Source organism: Acidovorax sp. K2F, assembly GCF_025246485.1.
In the GTDB taxonomy this organism is placed as follows: Bacteria; Pseudomonadota; Gammaproteobacteria; order Burkholderiales; family Burkholderiaceae_C; genus Acidovorax; species Acidovorax delafieldii.
Genome location: NZ_JAOBSQ010000026.1, coordinates 25,807 through 39,802 on the forward strand (window position 1 = coordinate 25,807; position 13,996 = coordinate 39,802).

General features: G+C 61.2%; 12 protein-coding genes. 7 read left to right on the forward strand and 5 right to left on the reverse strand.

Annotation, left to right across the window (positions count from 1 at the left end; genetic code table 11):
* Positions 1-188: 188 nt before the first annotated feature.
* The 4 genes from N4G42_RS07390 to N4G42_RS07405 all read right to left on the reverse strand — a co-directional run bounded on the left by N4G42_RS07390 (position 189) and on the right by N4G42_RS07405 (position 3,370).
* Positions 189-980 carry a FecR family protein gene (locus tag N4G42_RS07390; RefSeq protein WP_260666722.1) on the reverse strand — a complete coding sequence of 264 codons (792 nt, stop codon included), beginning with the start codon at positions 978-980 and terminating at the stop codon, positions 189-191.
* Positions 928-1,782 (reverse strand): BPSS1780 family membrane protein, encoded by an 855-nt coding sequence (locus N4G42_RS07395; RefSeq protein WP_260666723.1) that lies wholly within the window; start codon positions 1,780-1,782, stop codon positions 928-930. The genes N4G42_RS07390 and N4G42_RS07395 overlap by 53 nt, the downstream gene beginning before the upstream one ends.
* A 167-nt stretch (positions 1,783-1,949) precedes the next feature.
* Complete coding sequence (locus N4G42_RS07400) at positions 1,950-2,903, reverse strand: homoserine kinase (protein ID WP_260666724.1); 954 nt, start codon at positions 2,901-2,903, stop codon at positions 1,950-1,952.
* Positions 2,904-3,001: 98 nt separating this feature from the next.
* Complete coding sequence (locus tag N4G42_RS07405; protein ID WP_260666725.1) at positions 3,002-3,370, reverse strand: hypothetical protein; 369 nt, start codon at positions 3,368-3,370, stop codon at positions 3,002-3,004.
* A 52-nt stretch (positions 3,371-3,422) separates the two neighbouring features.
* Between N4G42_RS07405 and polA the strand changes: the two genes are divergently transcribed.
* The 6 genes from polA to N4G42_RS07435 all read left to right on the forward strand — a co-directional run bounded on the left by polA (position 3,423) and on the right by N4G42_RS07435 (position 11,467).
* Positions 3,423-6,221: a DNA polymerase I gene (polA, locus tag N4G42_RS07410; protein WP_260666726.1), complete on the forward strand. Its 2,799-nt coding sequence runs from the start codon at positions 3,423-3,425 to the stop codon at positions 6,219-6,221.
* 294 nt (positions 6,222-6,515) lie between these two features.
* Positions 6,516-7,784: an ATP-binding protein gene (locus N4G42_RS07415; protein WP_260666867.1), complete on the forward strand. Its 1,269-nt coding sequence runs from the start codon at positions 6,516-6,518 to the stop codon at positions 7,782-7,784.
* A gap of 3 nt (positions 7,785-7,787) precedes the next feature.
* Positions 7,788-8,681, forward strand: coding sequence for a DUF4435 domain-containing protein (locus N4G42_RS07420; protein WP_260666727.1), 894 nt, complete (start codon positions 7,788-7,790; stop codon positions 8,679-8,681).
* A 201-nt stretch (positions 8,682-8,882) separates the two neighbouring features.
* Positions 8,883-9,785, forward strand: a complete 903-nt coding sequence (gene yghU, locus N4G42_RS07425; protein ID WP_260666728.1) for a glutathione-dependent disulfide-bond oxidoreductase — start codon at positions 8,883-8,885, stop codon at positions 9,783-9,785.
* A 22-nt stretch (positions 9,786-9,807) separates the two neighbouring features.
* Entirely contained in the window at positions 9,808-10,440 is a 633-nt protein-coding gene (locus tag N4G42_RS07430; RefSeq protein ID WP_260666729.1) for a glutathione S-transferase family protein, read from the forward strand.
* A gap of 97 nt (positions 10,441-10,537) precedes the next feature.
* Entirely contained in the window at positions 10,538-11,467 is a 930-nt protein-coding gene (locus tag N4G42_RS07435) for a LysR family transcriptional regulator (protein WP_260666730.1), read from the forward strand.
* Between the two features lie 63 nt (positions 11,468-11,530).
* On the opposite strand, the gene N4G42_RS07440 is transcribed toward N4G42_RS07435, so the two are convergent.
* Positions 11,531-12,745 (reverse strand): D-amino acid dehydrogenase, encoded by a 1,215-nt coding sequence (locus N4G42_RS07440; RefSeq protein WP_260666731.1) that lies wholly within the window; start codon positions 12,743-12,745, stop codon positions 11,531-11,533.
* Positions 12,746-13,105: 360 nt separating this feature from the next.
* Between N4G42_RS07440 and N4G42_RS07445 the strand changes: the two genes are divergently transcribed.
* Positions 13,106-13,996: an amino acid ABC transporter substrate-binding protein gene (locus N4G42_RS07445; protein ID WP_056061154.1), complete on the forward strand. Its 891-nt coding sequence runs from the start codon at positions 13,106-13,108 to the stop codon at positions 13,994-13,996.

Below are 13,996 nucleotides of genomic sequence, written 5' to 3' on the forward strand. Positions count from 1 at the left end.
CGACCAGGAGCCTTGTTGGAAAGGCGTGTGGGGCGGGTGGCATGGAATCCAGCCCGCGATCCTAGGAACGCCCCGTGACAGTGGTTTGACGTTTGTGTGACGGTTTGACGCAGTGCCTTGCGCAGCGCGTGACGCCCGCCCAAGGCGCGCCGCGCAGGCATGGCTGCGCGTGCGCCGCGGGACAGGCCCTAGTCCCGGGAGCCGGGCGGGCCGTAGGAGTTGCCGCTTCCGTAACTGTTGGCCGGTGCGGCCGCGCCGCCGCTGCCGTCCTTGACGCCCTTGCGGCCCGACACCTGCCACGCGGTGCGCTGGTTGACCAGCCCCGCCAAAAATTCCATTTCTTCGTCCGTGTGGTTGATGGCACCGGCCGGTGTCAGCAGCCGGCCATTGCGGGGCGCGGGCTCGGCCCAGAACGACTGGTGGTAGCTGGACTGGCTCACCAGGCGTTCGCCGCCCGCCGTCAGCTCTACCGTGCCATAACAGTTGCAAAGGTAGCCGCGCTGGTCCTGGTCGGCAAATACCTCGGCATACACCCCTGTGCCGCGGATGCCCGCCGTGGCCGTGGGCAGCGCAATCTGCCGGTCGGGGCCGCGCCCCCACACGGTGGCCACCGCACCGCTGAGCAGGCGCAGCAGCTTGACGGCGGTGGGGGTGTCGCTCTCCATCGCCATGCGCGAGTTCTGCCGCACCATGAAGGCGCTGTCGCCCACCGAGAACACCAGGCTGGCGCCCGGCCCGGTCTCGATGCGGTCGTTGGCGGTGATGGTGTGCTGCGCCGTCAGGGGCTCGCCATTGCGCAGTACGTCGCCGCGCACCTCCACGATGTTGCTGCGCGCCTGCGCATGGGCGGCCGACCAGCCACCGCCTGCCACCCACAGCGCGGCGGCCTGCACCACGCTGCGGCGCTGGAACCAGACCAGCTCGTCGTCAGAGCGGCCCTGCAGGTGGTGCGCCAGGGGGGCTGGGGGGCGGGTTGTCATGGGGCGCCTCTTCTTGCTGGGGGGTGTAGGGGGGCTCGAAGCAGTCGCGGAAGGTGAAGACCACCGAGGTGAAGAACATGGCCGCCATCATCATGGCAGCGCCTACCATGATGCCACCGGCCATCGATCCCGCAAGCCCCGCCACGGCAAGCAGGGCCGACACGATGCTGACCACCAACCCGCCCAGCAAAAACACCCCCAGCCAGCCCAGCCCATAGACCAGGAACGCGCCAAAGTTGCGCACGCAGGCCACGATGGAGAAGAACAGCGCCTTGACCGGCGGCACGCCATGCCAGTGCACGAGGCCCGGTGCATGCCAGAACAGCAGCGACAGGGGCAGGTACAGCAGCATCGACAGCCACATGGCGCGCTGGAAGTCCGGGTTCTCGGCAATCTCCCGGGTCATAGGCGTGCCACCCAGGTACACCTGCGCAAACTGGCCGCCGTCCAGCAGGGCCGACAGCCCCATGATGCCGAGGAAAGCCACCGCATACAGCACACCCAGTGTGAGCATGTCGCGCAGCCGCTCGCGCCCGGTGCGAAAGGCCACCAGCAGCACCGTGGGCATCGGAAAACGCCCTTGCGATGCCTGCGCCGCCGCCACCATCATGGCCAGCGTGGCAGACGGCAGCAGTGCCAGTGCAATGGCCGGACCCACCAGCGGGATCATGGTGGCCAGCGACATGGCCGCCATGGTCATGAAGAACAGCGCAGCCAGCGCCATGGGCTGCCGCCAGAACGCCCGAACGCCGAGCTTGACCCAGGCCATGCCGGTGCGTGCGGGAACGATGTGGAGTTTCATGAATACGTTGGAAAGGAGGAGAGGCCCGCACTGGCAAGTGTGCCCTGGCGCCAACAGGGGGCGCCGAGCAGCATCGGATGTCGGGTGGGCGAATAAGGCCGAATTTACCCCACCGCCCCAAACCGGTGGCTGGGCCAGGGGTTAGAGGCTGCTCGACTGTGGTGGGATCAGCCCGCGTGCACGGGCAGTGCCAGGCGCCCGCGCAGCACGCGCTCGAAGTGTGTGGGGTCGTGGGGCTTGAGCATGGAGGCCTCGCGCGGCAGGTAGAAGTCCCACAGGCGTGAAATCCAGAACCGCAGCGCCCCGGCGCGCAGCATGGCGGGCAGCAGCTCGCGTTCGGCGGCCGTCAGCGGGCGCACGGCCTGGTACGCGTCGAGCATGCGCGTGGCGCGCTCGGCGTCATGCGTGCCGGTGGGCAGGTCGATGCACCAGTCGTTCAGGCACACGGCCAGGTCAAACAGCCAGGTGTCCACACCTGCAAAGTAGAAGTCGAAGAAGCCCGTCAGCTCTTCCCCCTCAAACATCACGTTGTCGCGGAACAGATCGGCATGCACGGGCCCGCGCGGCAGGGCGGCATAGGCGGAGCTGGCGGCCACATGGTTCTGGTAGGCCAGCTCGGACCGCAGCAATGCGGCCTGTGCGTCGTCAATGTGGGGCAGCACCACCGGCACCGTCTCGTTCCACCAGGGCAGCCCGCGCAGGTTGGGCTGGTGGCGGTCAAAGTCGCGGCCCGCCAGGTGCATGCGGGCCAGCATGGTGCCCACGGCCGCGCAGTGCACGCCCTGAGGGGCCAGCTGGCTCTTGCCGCGCAGCTTGTTGACCACGGCGGCGGGTTTGCCACACACGGTGTGCAGGATGTCGCCGTTCTTGTCGGCACGCGGGTCGGGCACGGGCACGCCGCCGTGCGCCAGGTGCTTCATCAGGTACAGGTAGAAAGGCAGCTGCTCGGCCGTGAGGCGCTCGAACAGTGTCAGCACGAACTCGCCCTGGTCGCTGGTCAGAAAGTAGTTGGTGTTCTCGATGCCGCCCTCAATGCCGCGCAGCTCCACCAGCTCGCCCAGTTGCAAACGGCGCAGCAACTCGCGCGCCTCGGGATTGGAGACTTCGGTAAAAACGGCCATCGCTCAGGGGGTCGAAGAAAAGAGAAGGGGAAGGGGCGGGACAACGGGCGGGGCTCAACCGGTGGCAATGCAGTGCGTGCGCGCCACCCTGCCACCCATCAGAACTTGAACACGTTCCAGACGCGGGGCGCCGTGGTGGTTTCAGCGCCATTGTTGCCACCGGCGCGGCTGCGCGCGCCATCAGGCGACTGCACTTCGTAGGCGGGCAGGTTGCCAGTCTTGGGCTGCACCGAGATGTTCTGGGTTTGCCCGCCGACCCGCAGCTCGTCCACACGGGTGCCCGCGTCTTCGATCTGGATGCGCTCCGTGCGCTGGTTGGTGCGGCCAGACAGGGGCTCGGGATCGGGCAGCGCATCGCGCTGGTTACCAGCGCCTGCGGTGGTGGCAGCAGGGGATGGGGACGGGGTTTGGGCCAGGGCATTGCCGCAGGCCATGCCCAGCAGCAGGAGAAGGTGAACAGCGCGCATCGGGCGATTGTAGAGCGCCGCCCGGCGGGCGCTGCCCGTGCACAATTGCCGGATGAGCAACAAAAAGACCCTGGTGCTGGTGGACGGCTCCAGCTACCTCTACCGCGCCTTCCACGCCATGCCCGACCTGCGGGCCGTGCCGGGCGACCCTACAAGCCCTGCCACCGGTGCCATTCGCGGCATGATCAACATGATGCAGGCCCTGCGCAAAGAGGTGGTGGCCGACTACGCCGTCTGCGTGTTCGACGCCTCGGGCCCCACCTTCCGCGATGCCCTGTACACCGAGTACAAGGCCACGCGCTCGCCCATGCCCGACGACCTGCGCAGCCAGATCGAGCCCATCCATGAGGTGGTGGACCTGCTGGGCTGGAAGGTGGTGGCCGTGCCCGGCGTGGAGGCCGACGACGTGATCGCCACCCTGGCCAACGCAGCAGCCGCACAGGGCATTGAGGTCATCGTGTCCAGCGGCGACAAGGATTTGAGCCAGCTGGTCAATGAGCACATCACCATCATCGACACCATGAGCGGCAAGCGCCGCGACGTGGCGGGCGTGACGGCAGAGTTTGGCGTGCCGCCCACGCTGATGGTGGACTACCAGGCGCTGGTGGGCGACACCGTGGACAACGTGCCCGGCGTTGCCAAGGTGGGCCCCAAGACGGCCGCCAAGTGGCTGGAAGAATATGGTTCGCTCGACAACCTGATCGCTAACGCCGACGCCATCAAGGGCGTGGCGGGCAACAACCTGCGCGAGGCGATTGCCAGCGGCCAGCTGGCCTTGAGCCGCCAGCTGGTCACCATGAAGACCGATTGCGCGCTGGCTGACTACATCCCCGGCCTGCCTGCGTTTGACGACATCACGCTTGACGCGCCCGACAACGAGGGCCTGCTGCCGTTTTACGAAAAGTACGGCTTCAAGGGCCTGGCCGCCGCCATCAAAGGTGCATCGGCTCCAGCGGCTACTGCCCCCACCGTCGCCATGCCCGGCCAAAGCGGCGATCTGTTTGCCGACCACTCCGCCAGCACCGTGGCCGAAGAAGCGCAGCACCGCACCGTGGTGTACGACACCATCCTGAACTGGGCGGACTTCGACCAGTGGCTGGAGCGCCTGCACAAAGCCCCACTCGCGGCCATCGACACCGAAACAGACTCTCTCGACGAAATGCGCGCGCAAATCGTCGGCATCAGCTTCAGCGTGCAGCCCGGCGAAGCCGCCTACATCCCGCTGCGCCACGAAGGGCCCGATGCGCCCGCGCAACTGCCGTTGGATGAAGTGCTCGCCCGCCTCAAGCCCTGGCTGGAAAACCCCAAACACCACAAGCTGGGCCAGCACATCAAGTACGACCGCCATGTGTTCGCCAACCACGGCATCGAGGTGCAGGGCTACGCGCACGACACCATGCTGCAAAGCTATGTGCTGGAAGTGCACAAGCCCCACAACCTGACCAGCCTGGCCGAGCGCCACACCGGCCGTAAAGGCATCACCTACGAAGACCTGTGCGGCAAAGGCGCGCACCAGATTCCGTTTGCCCAGGTGCCGGTGGACAAGGCCGCTGCCTACTCGTGCGAAGACTCCGACCAGACCCTGGACGTGCACAACGCCCTGTGGCCGCTGCTGCAGGCGGATGACAAACTGCGCTTCATCTACGAGCTGGAGATGCAAAGCAGCGAGGCCCTGTACCGCATCGAACGCAACGGCGTGCTCATTGACGCGCCCACGCTGGCCGCCCAAAGTCACGAACTGGGCCAGCGCATCTTGCAGCTCGAAACCGAGGCGTACGAGATTGCAGGCCAGCCCTTCAACCTGAGCAGCCCCAAGCAGCTGGGCGAAATCTTCTTCGACAAGCTGGGCATGCCGGTTGTGAAGAAGACCGCCACCGGCGCCCGCAGCACCGACGAAGAAGTGCTGGAAAAGCTGGCCGAGGACTACCCCCTGCCCGCCAAGCTGCTGGAGCACCGGGGCCTCGTCAAGCTCAAAGGCACCTATACCGACAAGCTGGCCCAGCTGGCGCTGCCACGCACAGGCCGCGTCCACACGCACTACGCGCAGGCCGTGGCTGTGACTGGGCGCTTGTCCAGCAACGACCCCAACCTGCAGAACATCCCCATCCGCACCCCCGAAGGTCGCCGCGTGCGCGAGGCCTTTGTGGCCCCCGCAGGTCGAGTCATTGCGAGTGCCGACTACTCGCAGATCGAGCTGCGCATCATGGCCCACCTGAGCGGCGACCACTCGCTGCTGCACGCCTTCCACGCCGGGCTGGACGTGCATCGCGCCACCGCTGCCGAAGTGTTTGGGGTGGAGGTGGATCAGGTCACCAGCGAGCAACGCCGCTATGCCAAGGTCATCAACTTTGGCCTTATCTACGGCATGAGCAGCTTTGGCCTGGCCAAGAACTTAGGGATAGAGACCAAAGCAGCCGCCGCCTACATCGACAAGTACTTCCAGCGCTACCCCGGGGTAAAGCAGTACATGGACGACACCAAGGCCGCCGCCAAATCCATGGGCTATGTCGAAACCGTGTTTGGCCGTCGCCTGTACCTGCCCGAAATCAACTCCCCCAACGGCCCCCGCCGCGCAGGCGCCGAACGCGCGGCCATCAACGCCCCCATGCAGGGCACGGCGGCTGACCTAATCAAGCTGGCGATGGTGGCGGTTCAGAAGGAGCTGGACGCGCACAAGCCGGGCATCCAAATGATCATGCAGGTGCACGATGAACTGGTGTTTGAGCTGCCTGAGAGCGAGGTGGACTGGCTCAAGACCCACATCCCACGCCTGATGGCGGAGGTGGCGGCGCTGAAGGTGCCGTTATTGGCGGAGGTGGGGGTGGGGGCTAATTGGGACAAGGCGCATTAAGGCCAAGGGATAAGCGAGGCAGGTCAACATATTGAAGTGTTTTTGGCCGTTAGCGCTTATCCATCCATCGCTGACCGCTATCAAATTTTTAGCGTACTGCCCAGTGTCGTTTATATGAGTAAATAGCTCCGTGTTTGCGGTAGTTGAGAGCTTTGGGCGGGCATCGCAATGGATTATGAGTGGATTGAGAATCCCTGCGGGAAATGAGTTAATTGACGATTTTATCGTCAAATTTTAACGTGTGAAATAATTGGGAGAACTATCTTGAGGATAATAAATTTTTCTGTGCAAGGAATGCACGGGCATCAAAATATAAGCCTTAATTTCAATCCGGATATAACATTTTTGGTTGGAGCAAACGGAAGTGGGAAAACCAGTGCGCTTCGTTTGCTACAAGCCGCTCTGGCAATTGATTTGTTGGTTTTGTCATCTATACGATTTTCAAAAATAGAAATAACGCTGGATCAAATGGTTAGACATAATCTCATCATTTATCACGACGGCCCATTTTTGTCTTTTGAGCTGGACGGGGCTAAGGCTGAAACAAAAATTCCTCTGCCCGCCGATGATGAGCGTAGTGTTTATCAAAGTACGGGGCGTCTTTCTCAATACATGGAGGAGCTTAGAATTAGATTCTTAAAGGAGTCTAGTCCCCGTTTTCGTGAGTTCTCTAATCAAGTTCGCCCTCTTTTCTTGGGGCTGGAGCGACGCACGGGGAGATATGATGACGAGGGCATAGACGATGAGCTCATGTTCAGAACTAAGCGTGTCATAGGACGCGGCACGCGTGATGTAGTCGAAGGTATCGATAATTGCCAAATGCTGATTGAGAGAGCATATCGAAAATTTCGTCGTACAAACGATCTGAATTCCAGCCGTCTTATCAATGTAATTGTCGAATCTCTATTTGACTACATTGAGTTTGATCATTCGATGATGGGTGGCGTTCGTGAGCAGCAAGAGCTCCAAATTCTTGTGCAACGCCGGAAAGAGATTGAAAGATTCTCTAGCGATCTGGGTGGAGGTGATCGCGCAAATAACCAAATCTCAAACTTTTTCTCAAGAATATCGGATATTCTTGAGAAAAATTCCCGGGCTGAAAATGCGGTAAATATTGAATTGCTCCTCAATAAAGCCCAGATTCAGCGCATTATGAAGATATTGGCTGAAATGGATAGGCAGAAGAAGCAGTCGGAAAAATACTATGCCCCGATCAAGGAAATTACCGATACATTGAATGAATTTTTCAATCAATCGAGAAAAACTGTGGAGGTGGATTCGGTTGGGAAAATTAAGGTGTCGCACAGGGGCGCACAAATTCCCTTGGAGCATCTTTCGTCGGGTGAAAAACAACTTTTGATTTTGCTTACACACGCTCATTTTTCGCCCAATCGTGGAGGCGTATTTATTGTGGATGAGCCAGAGCTCTCGCTTCACATGATGTGGCAGGAAATGTTAGTTGATGGCCTGTTGAGTAGTAAAACAAATAACCAATTTATTTTTGCTACTCATTCCCCGGAGATTGTCGGATTTCGCAAAGCGAATTGCGTTCAGGTGGGTTGAATTATGTTAGAGCGAGGTTCGGCTGCTCGATACGCATCAAGCGTATTTTTCGAGAATTTTAATGATTTTGATATTTATGTAGAAGATACTGCGGAGGGATATAGCAAGCTATACGCGATTATTCTCGGTAGAGTATTGTCATCGCATGTAAGTATAGCCAGAGTTTTTCCTTTGGGTGAGCGCGCTAAAGTTATAGAGGCGGCAAATAAGGCGTTAGAAATAGAGGTAAAAAGAAAATCCGTTTTTATAGTGGATGGAGATTTGTTTCTGCTGGGGGGTGAAAAACAAATTCTTCCTGAGAATGCAATCAGACTTCCTCGTTACTGTATTGAGAATTTTTTGGCAGACGCCAATTCTTTTCATGAGCTACTAGATGAGGAGTGCCCACATCTGGATAAAAAAATCTTGGAGGAAAAATTTGATTTCACGGGTTGGCGTGATTCTGCTGTTGAGCCTCTCAGGAGACTTTTTACCTCATTTGCGGTGTCTCATATGTTAAATACTGGAGCTAAAACCGTGTCTATGGGTGTTAATTCGATTTGTTCGAACTCGATGGGTGAAGTATGTTTTGATAAATCAGAAAAAATAGCTTATGAAATAGATAAATATGCGGCGGAAAAATGTGGGGATGAGGAGGTAAATAAGTCCTTAAAAGTGGTCAATGAAAATCTAGATGCCAATTGTTGCTTCATAACGACATATGTCTCTGGTAAGGATTTTATTCTTCCTTTGCTATTTACGAGATTTCGGACAATATCTAAGAGCAAAACTCCCAATATTTTGTTAAAACAACGATTAGCTCGAAAGTGTGATGTCGAGGCATTTCGCCCAGTCGTGGCGCAACTGGAGAGAATCGTCGGGAGGAAAAATTTAGGCGCAACACAAGAACAAAGATGAGATCAGTCTGGCGGAGCTCGGGGATGGGCTCAAGAAGGCTGGGCTTGCGTCGAGTTTCAGAAGTGCAGGCTGTGATAATTCGATCCACCAGTCTCCAATAGCGCACTCGCAACTACATACACATCGCAAACCATGTCGCTAGACTAAGCCAACGATTGCTGGCAATGCGGCTAATTTCCACTCACTCACCCGAACCCTTGCATGCCCAACGCTGTCCCCTACACCCCCCCAGCCATCTGGCAATGGAACAAAGAAAACGGCGGCCAGTTCGCCAGCATCAACCGGCCCGTTGCCGGTGTCACGCATGACAAGGAACTGCCCGTAGGGCGCCATCCGCTGCAGCTGTATTCACTGGGCACGCCCAATGGCGTGAAGGTGACCGTGATGCTGGAAGAGCTGCTGGCGCTGGGTCACAGCGGGGCAGAGTACGACGCGTGGCTGATTCGCATCAACGAGGGTGAGCAGTTTGGCAGCGGCTTCGTGTCTGTGAACCCCAATTCCAAGATCCCCGCACTGCTGGACCGCACCGACCCGGCCAACCCGGTGCGGGTGTTTGAGTCCGGCGCCATCCTGATGTATCTGGCCGAGAAGTTCGGCAGCGCCTTCTTGCCCAAAGACGGCGCTGCGCGCGCCGAGTGCCTGTCATGGCTGTTCTGGCAGATGGGCAGTGCGCCGTTTGTGGGCGGCGGGTTTGGGCATTTTTATGCCTATGCGCCTGTCAAGATCGAGTACGCGATTGATCGGTATGCGATGGAGGCCAAGCGGCAGCTGGATGTGCTGAACCAGCGCCTGGCGGTGACTGAGTACGTGGCGGGCGATGAGTACACGGTGGCCGACATTGCGATTTGGCCCTGGTATGGCTTGCTGGTGAAAGGGCAGGCCTACAACGCAGGCGAGTTTTTGCAGGTGCACGAATACACGCATGTGGTGCGCTGGGCCGAGCAGATTGCCAAGCGCCCGGCGGTGCAGCGCGGGCGCAAGGTGAACCGGGTGCAGGGCGACCTGACCAGCCAATTGCGCGAGCGGCATGATGCGAGCGACTTTGACACCAAGACGCAGGACAAGATCGAGGCTGCAGCAGCAGCTTCTTCACCTGCACGTTGAGTGTTTTTTGCAAGGCGTCTCCATGATCACCCTATACGACTGTTCCACCGCCCCCAGCCCGCGCCGTGCGCGCATCCTGCTGGCAGAAAAGGGTGTGGCCCACGACACCGTGCAGGTGGACCTGCGCAATGGCGAGCAACTGGGCGAGGCCTACCGCCAGATCAACCCACAGTGCACGGTGCCCGCGCTGCGCACTGAAGAGGGTCTGCTGCTGACCGACAACGCGGCGATCACGGCGTATGTGGAGGCGCGCTACCCGCAGCCCGCACTGCTGGGTGAGACGCCTGCAGAAAAGGCCGAGATTGCGAGCTGGAGCTGGCGCATGGAGTTCGAGGGCCTGCAGGCCATTGCCGAGGCGCTGCGCAACAGCGCGCCCGCCATGGCCAACCGGGCATTGCCCGGCGCGGTGGACTACCCGCAAATCCCGGCCCTGGCTGAGCGTGGACTGATGCGTGTGGGGCAGTTCTTTCAGCTGCTCAACGAGCGCCTCGCGGACCGCGAATTCATTGCCACTGACCGCTTCAGCGTGGCCGACATCACGGCGGTGGTGGCGGTGGACTTTGCGCGTGTGGTCAAGCACAAGCCCGGCGAGCAGCACCCGCACTTGCTGCGCTGGCGTGCGGCCATGGCGCTGCGGCCGTCGATGTCGCTTTAGCTGCAAGCGCGTGCGAGGCGCGCGGTTTGAGTGCGCGATTTCGCAATGGGTACATGCAAGGATTGCGCTTGCGGCCCATTCCTTGCATCGTCAGCATATGCGCCTTCGCCACATAGAAGTCTTCAACGCGGTCATGCTCACCGGCAGCGTGAGCGCGGCGGCCCGCCTCATCAACGTCACGCAGCCTGCGGTCAGTCGCATCCTGGCGCATGCTGAATTGCAGCTGGGCTTTCCGTTGTTCCACCGGCTCAAGGGCAAGCTGGTACCCACCACCGAGGGACAGACGCTGTACCCGCACATCGAGCGCCTGTTCACCCAGCTCGATGATGTGCAGCGCCTGGCCAACAGCCTCAAGAGCGACCGGCGTGAGGGTGAGTTGCACATCCTCAGCGTGCTGGCGCTGAGCTACGAGGTGCTGCCGCGTGCGTTGCGTTTTTTCAGGAAAAAGCACCCGGATGTGCAGGTGACCATCGACGCGCTGCACTCGCCCCAGATCGTTTCGGCCCTGGTGCTGCAGGAGGCGGATGTGGGCTTTGTGTTCAGCGCCATCGCCCACCCCGCGCTGACGCAGGAGCATCTGGCCGATGGGCGCATGGTGTGTGTGGCGCCCAAGGGCATGCTGGGTGCTGCGCTGGTGGCGGCCGGTGTGGTGCATCTGGCCGACCTGGCAGACACGCCGGTGGTGCGGCTGGATGTGCGCGACCCCATCGGCACGGTGGTCAACCACGCGTGCCGCGAGGCGGGCGTGGGCCTGCAGACGGCGTTCACGGTGCAGACCTACCATGCGGCGCTGGCGCTGGCGCACCATGGTCACGCCGTGGCGCTGGTGGACGCCTGCACGGCGGCATCGGCCGACCGCAGCAAGGTGGATGTGCTGGCGCTGGCGCCGCACATTGCCGTGCCCATCAAGTCGCTGCGTACTGTCAACCGCCCCAGCTCACTGCTGGCCAGTGCCATGACGCAATGCATGCGCCAGGCGGTGGCAGAGACGCTGGAAGCGGTGGGCCTGCAGCCCGAGGTGGAGTGAACGCGCCACCTGCCGAGGCGGGTGGTGCCTTGTGCGGCTGCAGAGCGTGGGAGTGCGGGAGCGTCAGGCGGGTGCCAGCAGCTCGGCCACCTGCGCCGCCGTGCCAAACGCCAGCGTGAACCCCAAAGAGCCATGGCCTGTGTTGAGCAGCAAGTTGTCCGGTGCGCCCACCCAACGGCCCACCACCGGCAGCCCGGTGGGCGTGGCGGGGCGCATGCCGGTCCAGGCATGCAGCTCTCCGCCTTGATGGCAGGTTGGGAAAACGGCGCGGGTGGCATCGCACAGGCCCTGGATGCGCGCGGCAGGTATACGGGCATCGTGCCCCACCAGTTCGGCCATGCCCGCCACCCGCAGGCGCTGGCCGATGCGCGCAAACACCACCTTGCGTGCAGCATCGGTCACGTTGATGCGAGGCGCTGCCGATGGTGCGGGGGTGGTATCGAGCGTGATGCTGTAGCCCTTTAGAGGGTATACCGGCAAGCGCAACCCCAGCGTCTGCGCCGCCTGGTGGCTGCGGCTGCCCAGGGCCATCACAAACTGCTGCGACTCGATGGCTCCTGCACTGGTCTGCACCGCAGCAATCCGGGATCCCTGGTGCACAAAGCCTTGAACCGTGGCGCCCAGCATGAAGCGCACCCCCCGTGCGGCCAGCACGGCCTGCAAGCCTTGGCAGACCTGGAGGCAGTCGGCAGCGCATTCACTGGGGGTGTAGATGGCCCCGGCAATGCGCGGGTGGTAGTGCTGCAGCGCGGGCTCAAGCTCCACGCAACGCTGGGCCGAAACCGCCTGCTGTTCACTGCCCCACTGGCGCTGCAGGTCCATCTGGCGTTGGGCAGCGGCCAGGCCGGCTGCGGTGTCGTACAGCACCAGCTTGCCGGTGCTGGAGAAGTTGCAGTCCAGGGACTCTGCCTGCAGCATGGTTTCCAGATGATGGCGGCTCAGGGCGGCCAGGGCCAGCAGTTGTGCGGTGCTGCGTTCGGAAGTCTGTCGGTTGCAGGCGCGCAGAAACTCCAGCCCCCAGCGCCACTGGTGCGTATCCCACTGCAGGCGCAGCTTGAGTGGGGAGGTGGGCGAGAGCAGCAACCGTGGCAGCTGCCGCCAGATGCTGGCGTCCGCCAGCGGTTGTACATAGCTGTAGCTCAGTTGCGCGCCGTTGCCACCGCTGGCGCCAGTGCCGGGCTGCGCCTGGTCGATGACCGTGACCTGCAGGCCGCGCTGTCGAAGTTCATACGCCGTGGCCAGGCCGACGATGCCTGCGCCCAATACACATACCTGCATCGGAGAGAGTGAAACGGTTGGAGGAGATGACAACGAATGTAGGCGGCAGTGCACCTGCTGAACAATGCCAAAGCAGTGCCTTGCCATGCCAGGAAGTTATGCACTGGTCAGCGCCTGGTGTTTTCAGGATGGGCCGGCGGGAGAGGGGTGGGGGCACCGGGATGCAAGGGCCGCAAAGAAGGCAGGACGATCCACGATGGTGCGCGGAGGTGCACCGAAACAGAGCCATAACTTTTCATCATGGTGGACCCGTGCAAATGAATTGTTCAAGACGGCCGCAAATTTTTACAGTGCCCCTGCATCTTGCTTTCTCGTCTGTCCGACTGTCTGTTCACCTGATTTTTTTGCAAAGGGATTCCCATGAAGCTCTCCGCTGTCACCGCTGCTGTCCTCGTGGTCGCCGGTGTGCTGGCCAGTACCGTGGCCAGTGCCGACACCCTCAAGAAGATTGCCGACTCCGGCAAGATCACGCTGGCCTACCGCGAGTCGTCGGTGCCCTTCAGCTATCTGGCGGGCCCGGGCAACCCGGTGGGCATGTCGGTGGACATCTCCAACGCTGTGGTCGACGCGGTGAAGAAACGGTTGAACAACCCTGCCATCAAGGTGGAGCTGCAGGCCGTGACTTCGCAAAACCGCATTCCGCTGCTGACTAACGGCACCGTGGACCTCGAGTGCGGATCGACCACCAACAACACGGCGCGCGGCAAGGATGTGCAATTTGCCATCAACTATTTCTACACCGGCACCCGGCTGCTGACCAAGAAGGCCTCGGGCGTCAAGAACTACGCCGATCTCGCCAAGAAAAAAGTGGCCAGCACCTCGGGCACCACCAACGCGCAGGTGATCCGCAAGTACAACCGCGACAACAACCTGGACATGGACATCGTGCTGGGCAAAGACCACGAGGACTCGCTGCTGCTGGTGGACACCGGCCGTGCAGAGGCCTTCGCCATGGACGACATCCTGCTGTTTGGACTGATGGGCAACACGCGCAACCCGGCCGACTGGGTGGTGGTGGGCGATTCGCTGCAGGTCGAACCCTATGCCTGCATGCTGCGCAAGGACGACCCGCAGTTCCAGACGCTGGTCAACGGCGTGATCGGCGGGATGATGAAGTCGGGCGAGTTCGACAAGCTCTACACCAAGTGGTTCATGTCGCCAGTGCCCCCGCGCGGCCAGAACCTCAACCTGCCCATGAGCAAGGAGCTGCGCGACAACCTGGTGGCCCAGAGCGACAAGCCTGCGCTGTGA

What these genes read in the sequence shown, in the direction of transcription:
- N4G42_RS07390 (WP_260666722.1), bottom strand. Translation starts at nt 980, where the DNA reads ATGACAACCCGCCCCCCAGCCCCCCTGGCGCACCACCTGCAGGGCCGC.
- N4G42_RS07395 (WP_260666723.1), bottom strand. Translation starts at nt 1,782, where the DNA reads ATGAAACTCCACATCGTTCCCGCACGCACCGGCATGGCCTGGGTCAAG.
- N4G42_RS07400 (WP_260666724.1), bottom strand. Translation starts at nt 2,903, where the DNA reads ATGGCCGTTTTTACCGAAGTCTCCAATCCCGAGGCGCGCGAGTTGCTG.
- N4G42_RS07405 (WP_260666725.1), bottom strand. Translation starts at nt 3,370, where the DNA reads ATGCGCGCTGTTCACCTTCTCCTGCTGCTGGGCATGGCCTGCGGCAAT.
- polA (WP_260666726.1), top strand. Translation starts at nt 3,423, where the DNA reads ATGAGCAACAAAAAGACCCTGGTGCTGGTGGACGGCTCCAGCTACCTC.
- N4G42_RS07415 (WP_260666867.1), top strand. Translation starts at nt 6,516, where the DNA reads ATGCACGGGCATCAAAATATAAGCCTTAATTTCAATCCGGATATAACA.
- N4G42_RS07420 (WP_260666727.1), top strand. Translation starts at nt 7,788, where the DNA reads ATGTTAGAGCGAGGTTCGGCTGCTCGATACGCATCAAGCGTATTTTTC.
- yghU (WP_260666728.1), top strand. Translation starts at nt 8,883, where the DNA reads ATGCCCAACGCTGTCCCCTACACCCCCCCAGCCATCTGGCAATGGAAC.
- N4G42_RS07430 (WP_260666729.1), top strand. Translation starts at nt 9,808, where the DNA reads ATGATCACCCTATACGACTGTTCCACCGCCCCCAGCCCGCGCCGTGCG.
- N4G42_RS07435 (WP_260666730.1), top strand. Translation starts at nt 10,538, where the DNA reads ATGCGCCTTCGCCACATAGAAGTCTTCAACGCGGTCATGCTCACCGGC.
- N4G42_RS07440 (WP_260666731.1), bottom strand. Translation starts at nt 12,745, where the DNA reads ATGCAGGTATGTGTATTGGGCGCAGGCATCGTCGGCCTGGCCACGGCG.
- N4G42_RS07445 (WP_056061154.1), top strand. Translation starts at nt 13,106, where the DNA reads ATGAAGCTCTCCGCTGTCACCGCTGCTGTCCTCGTGGTCGCCGGTGTG.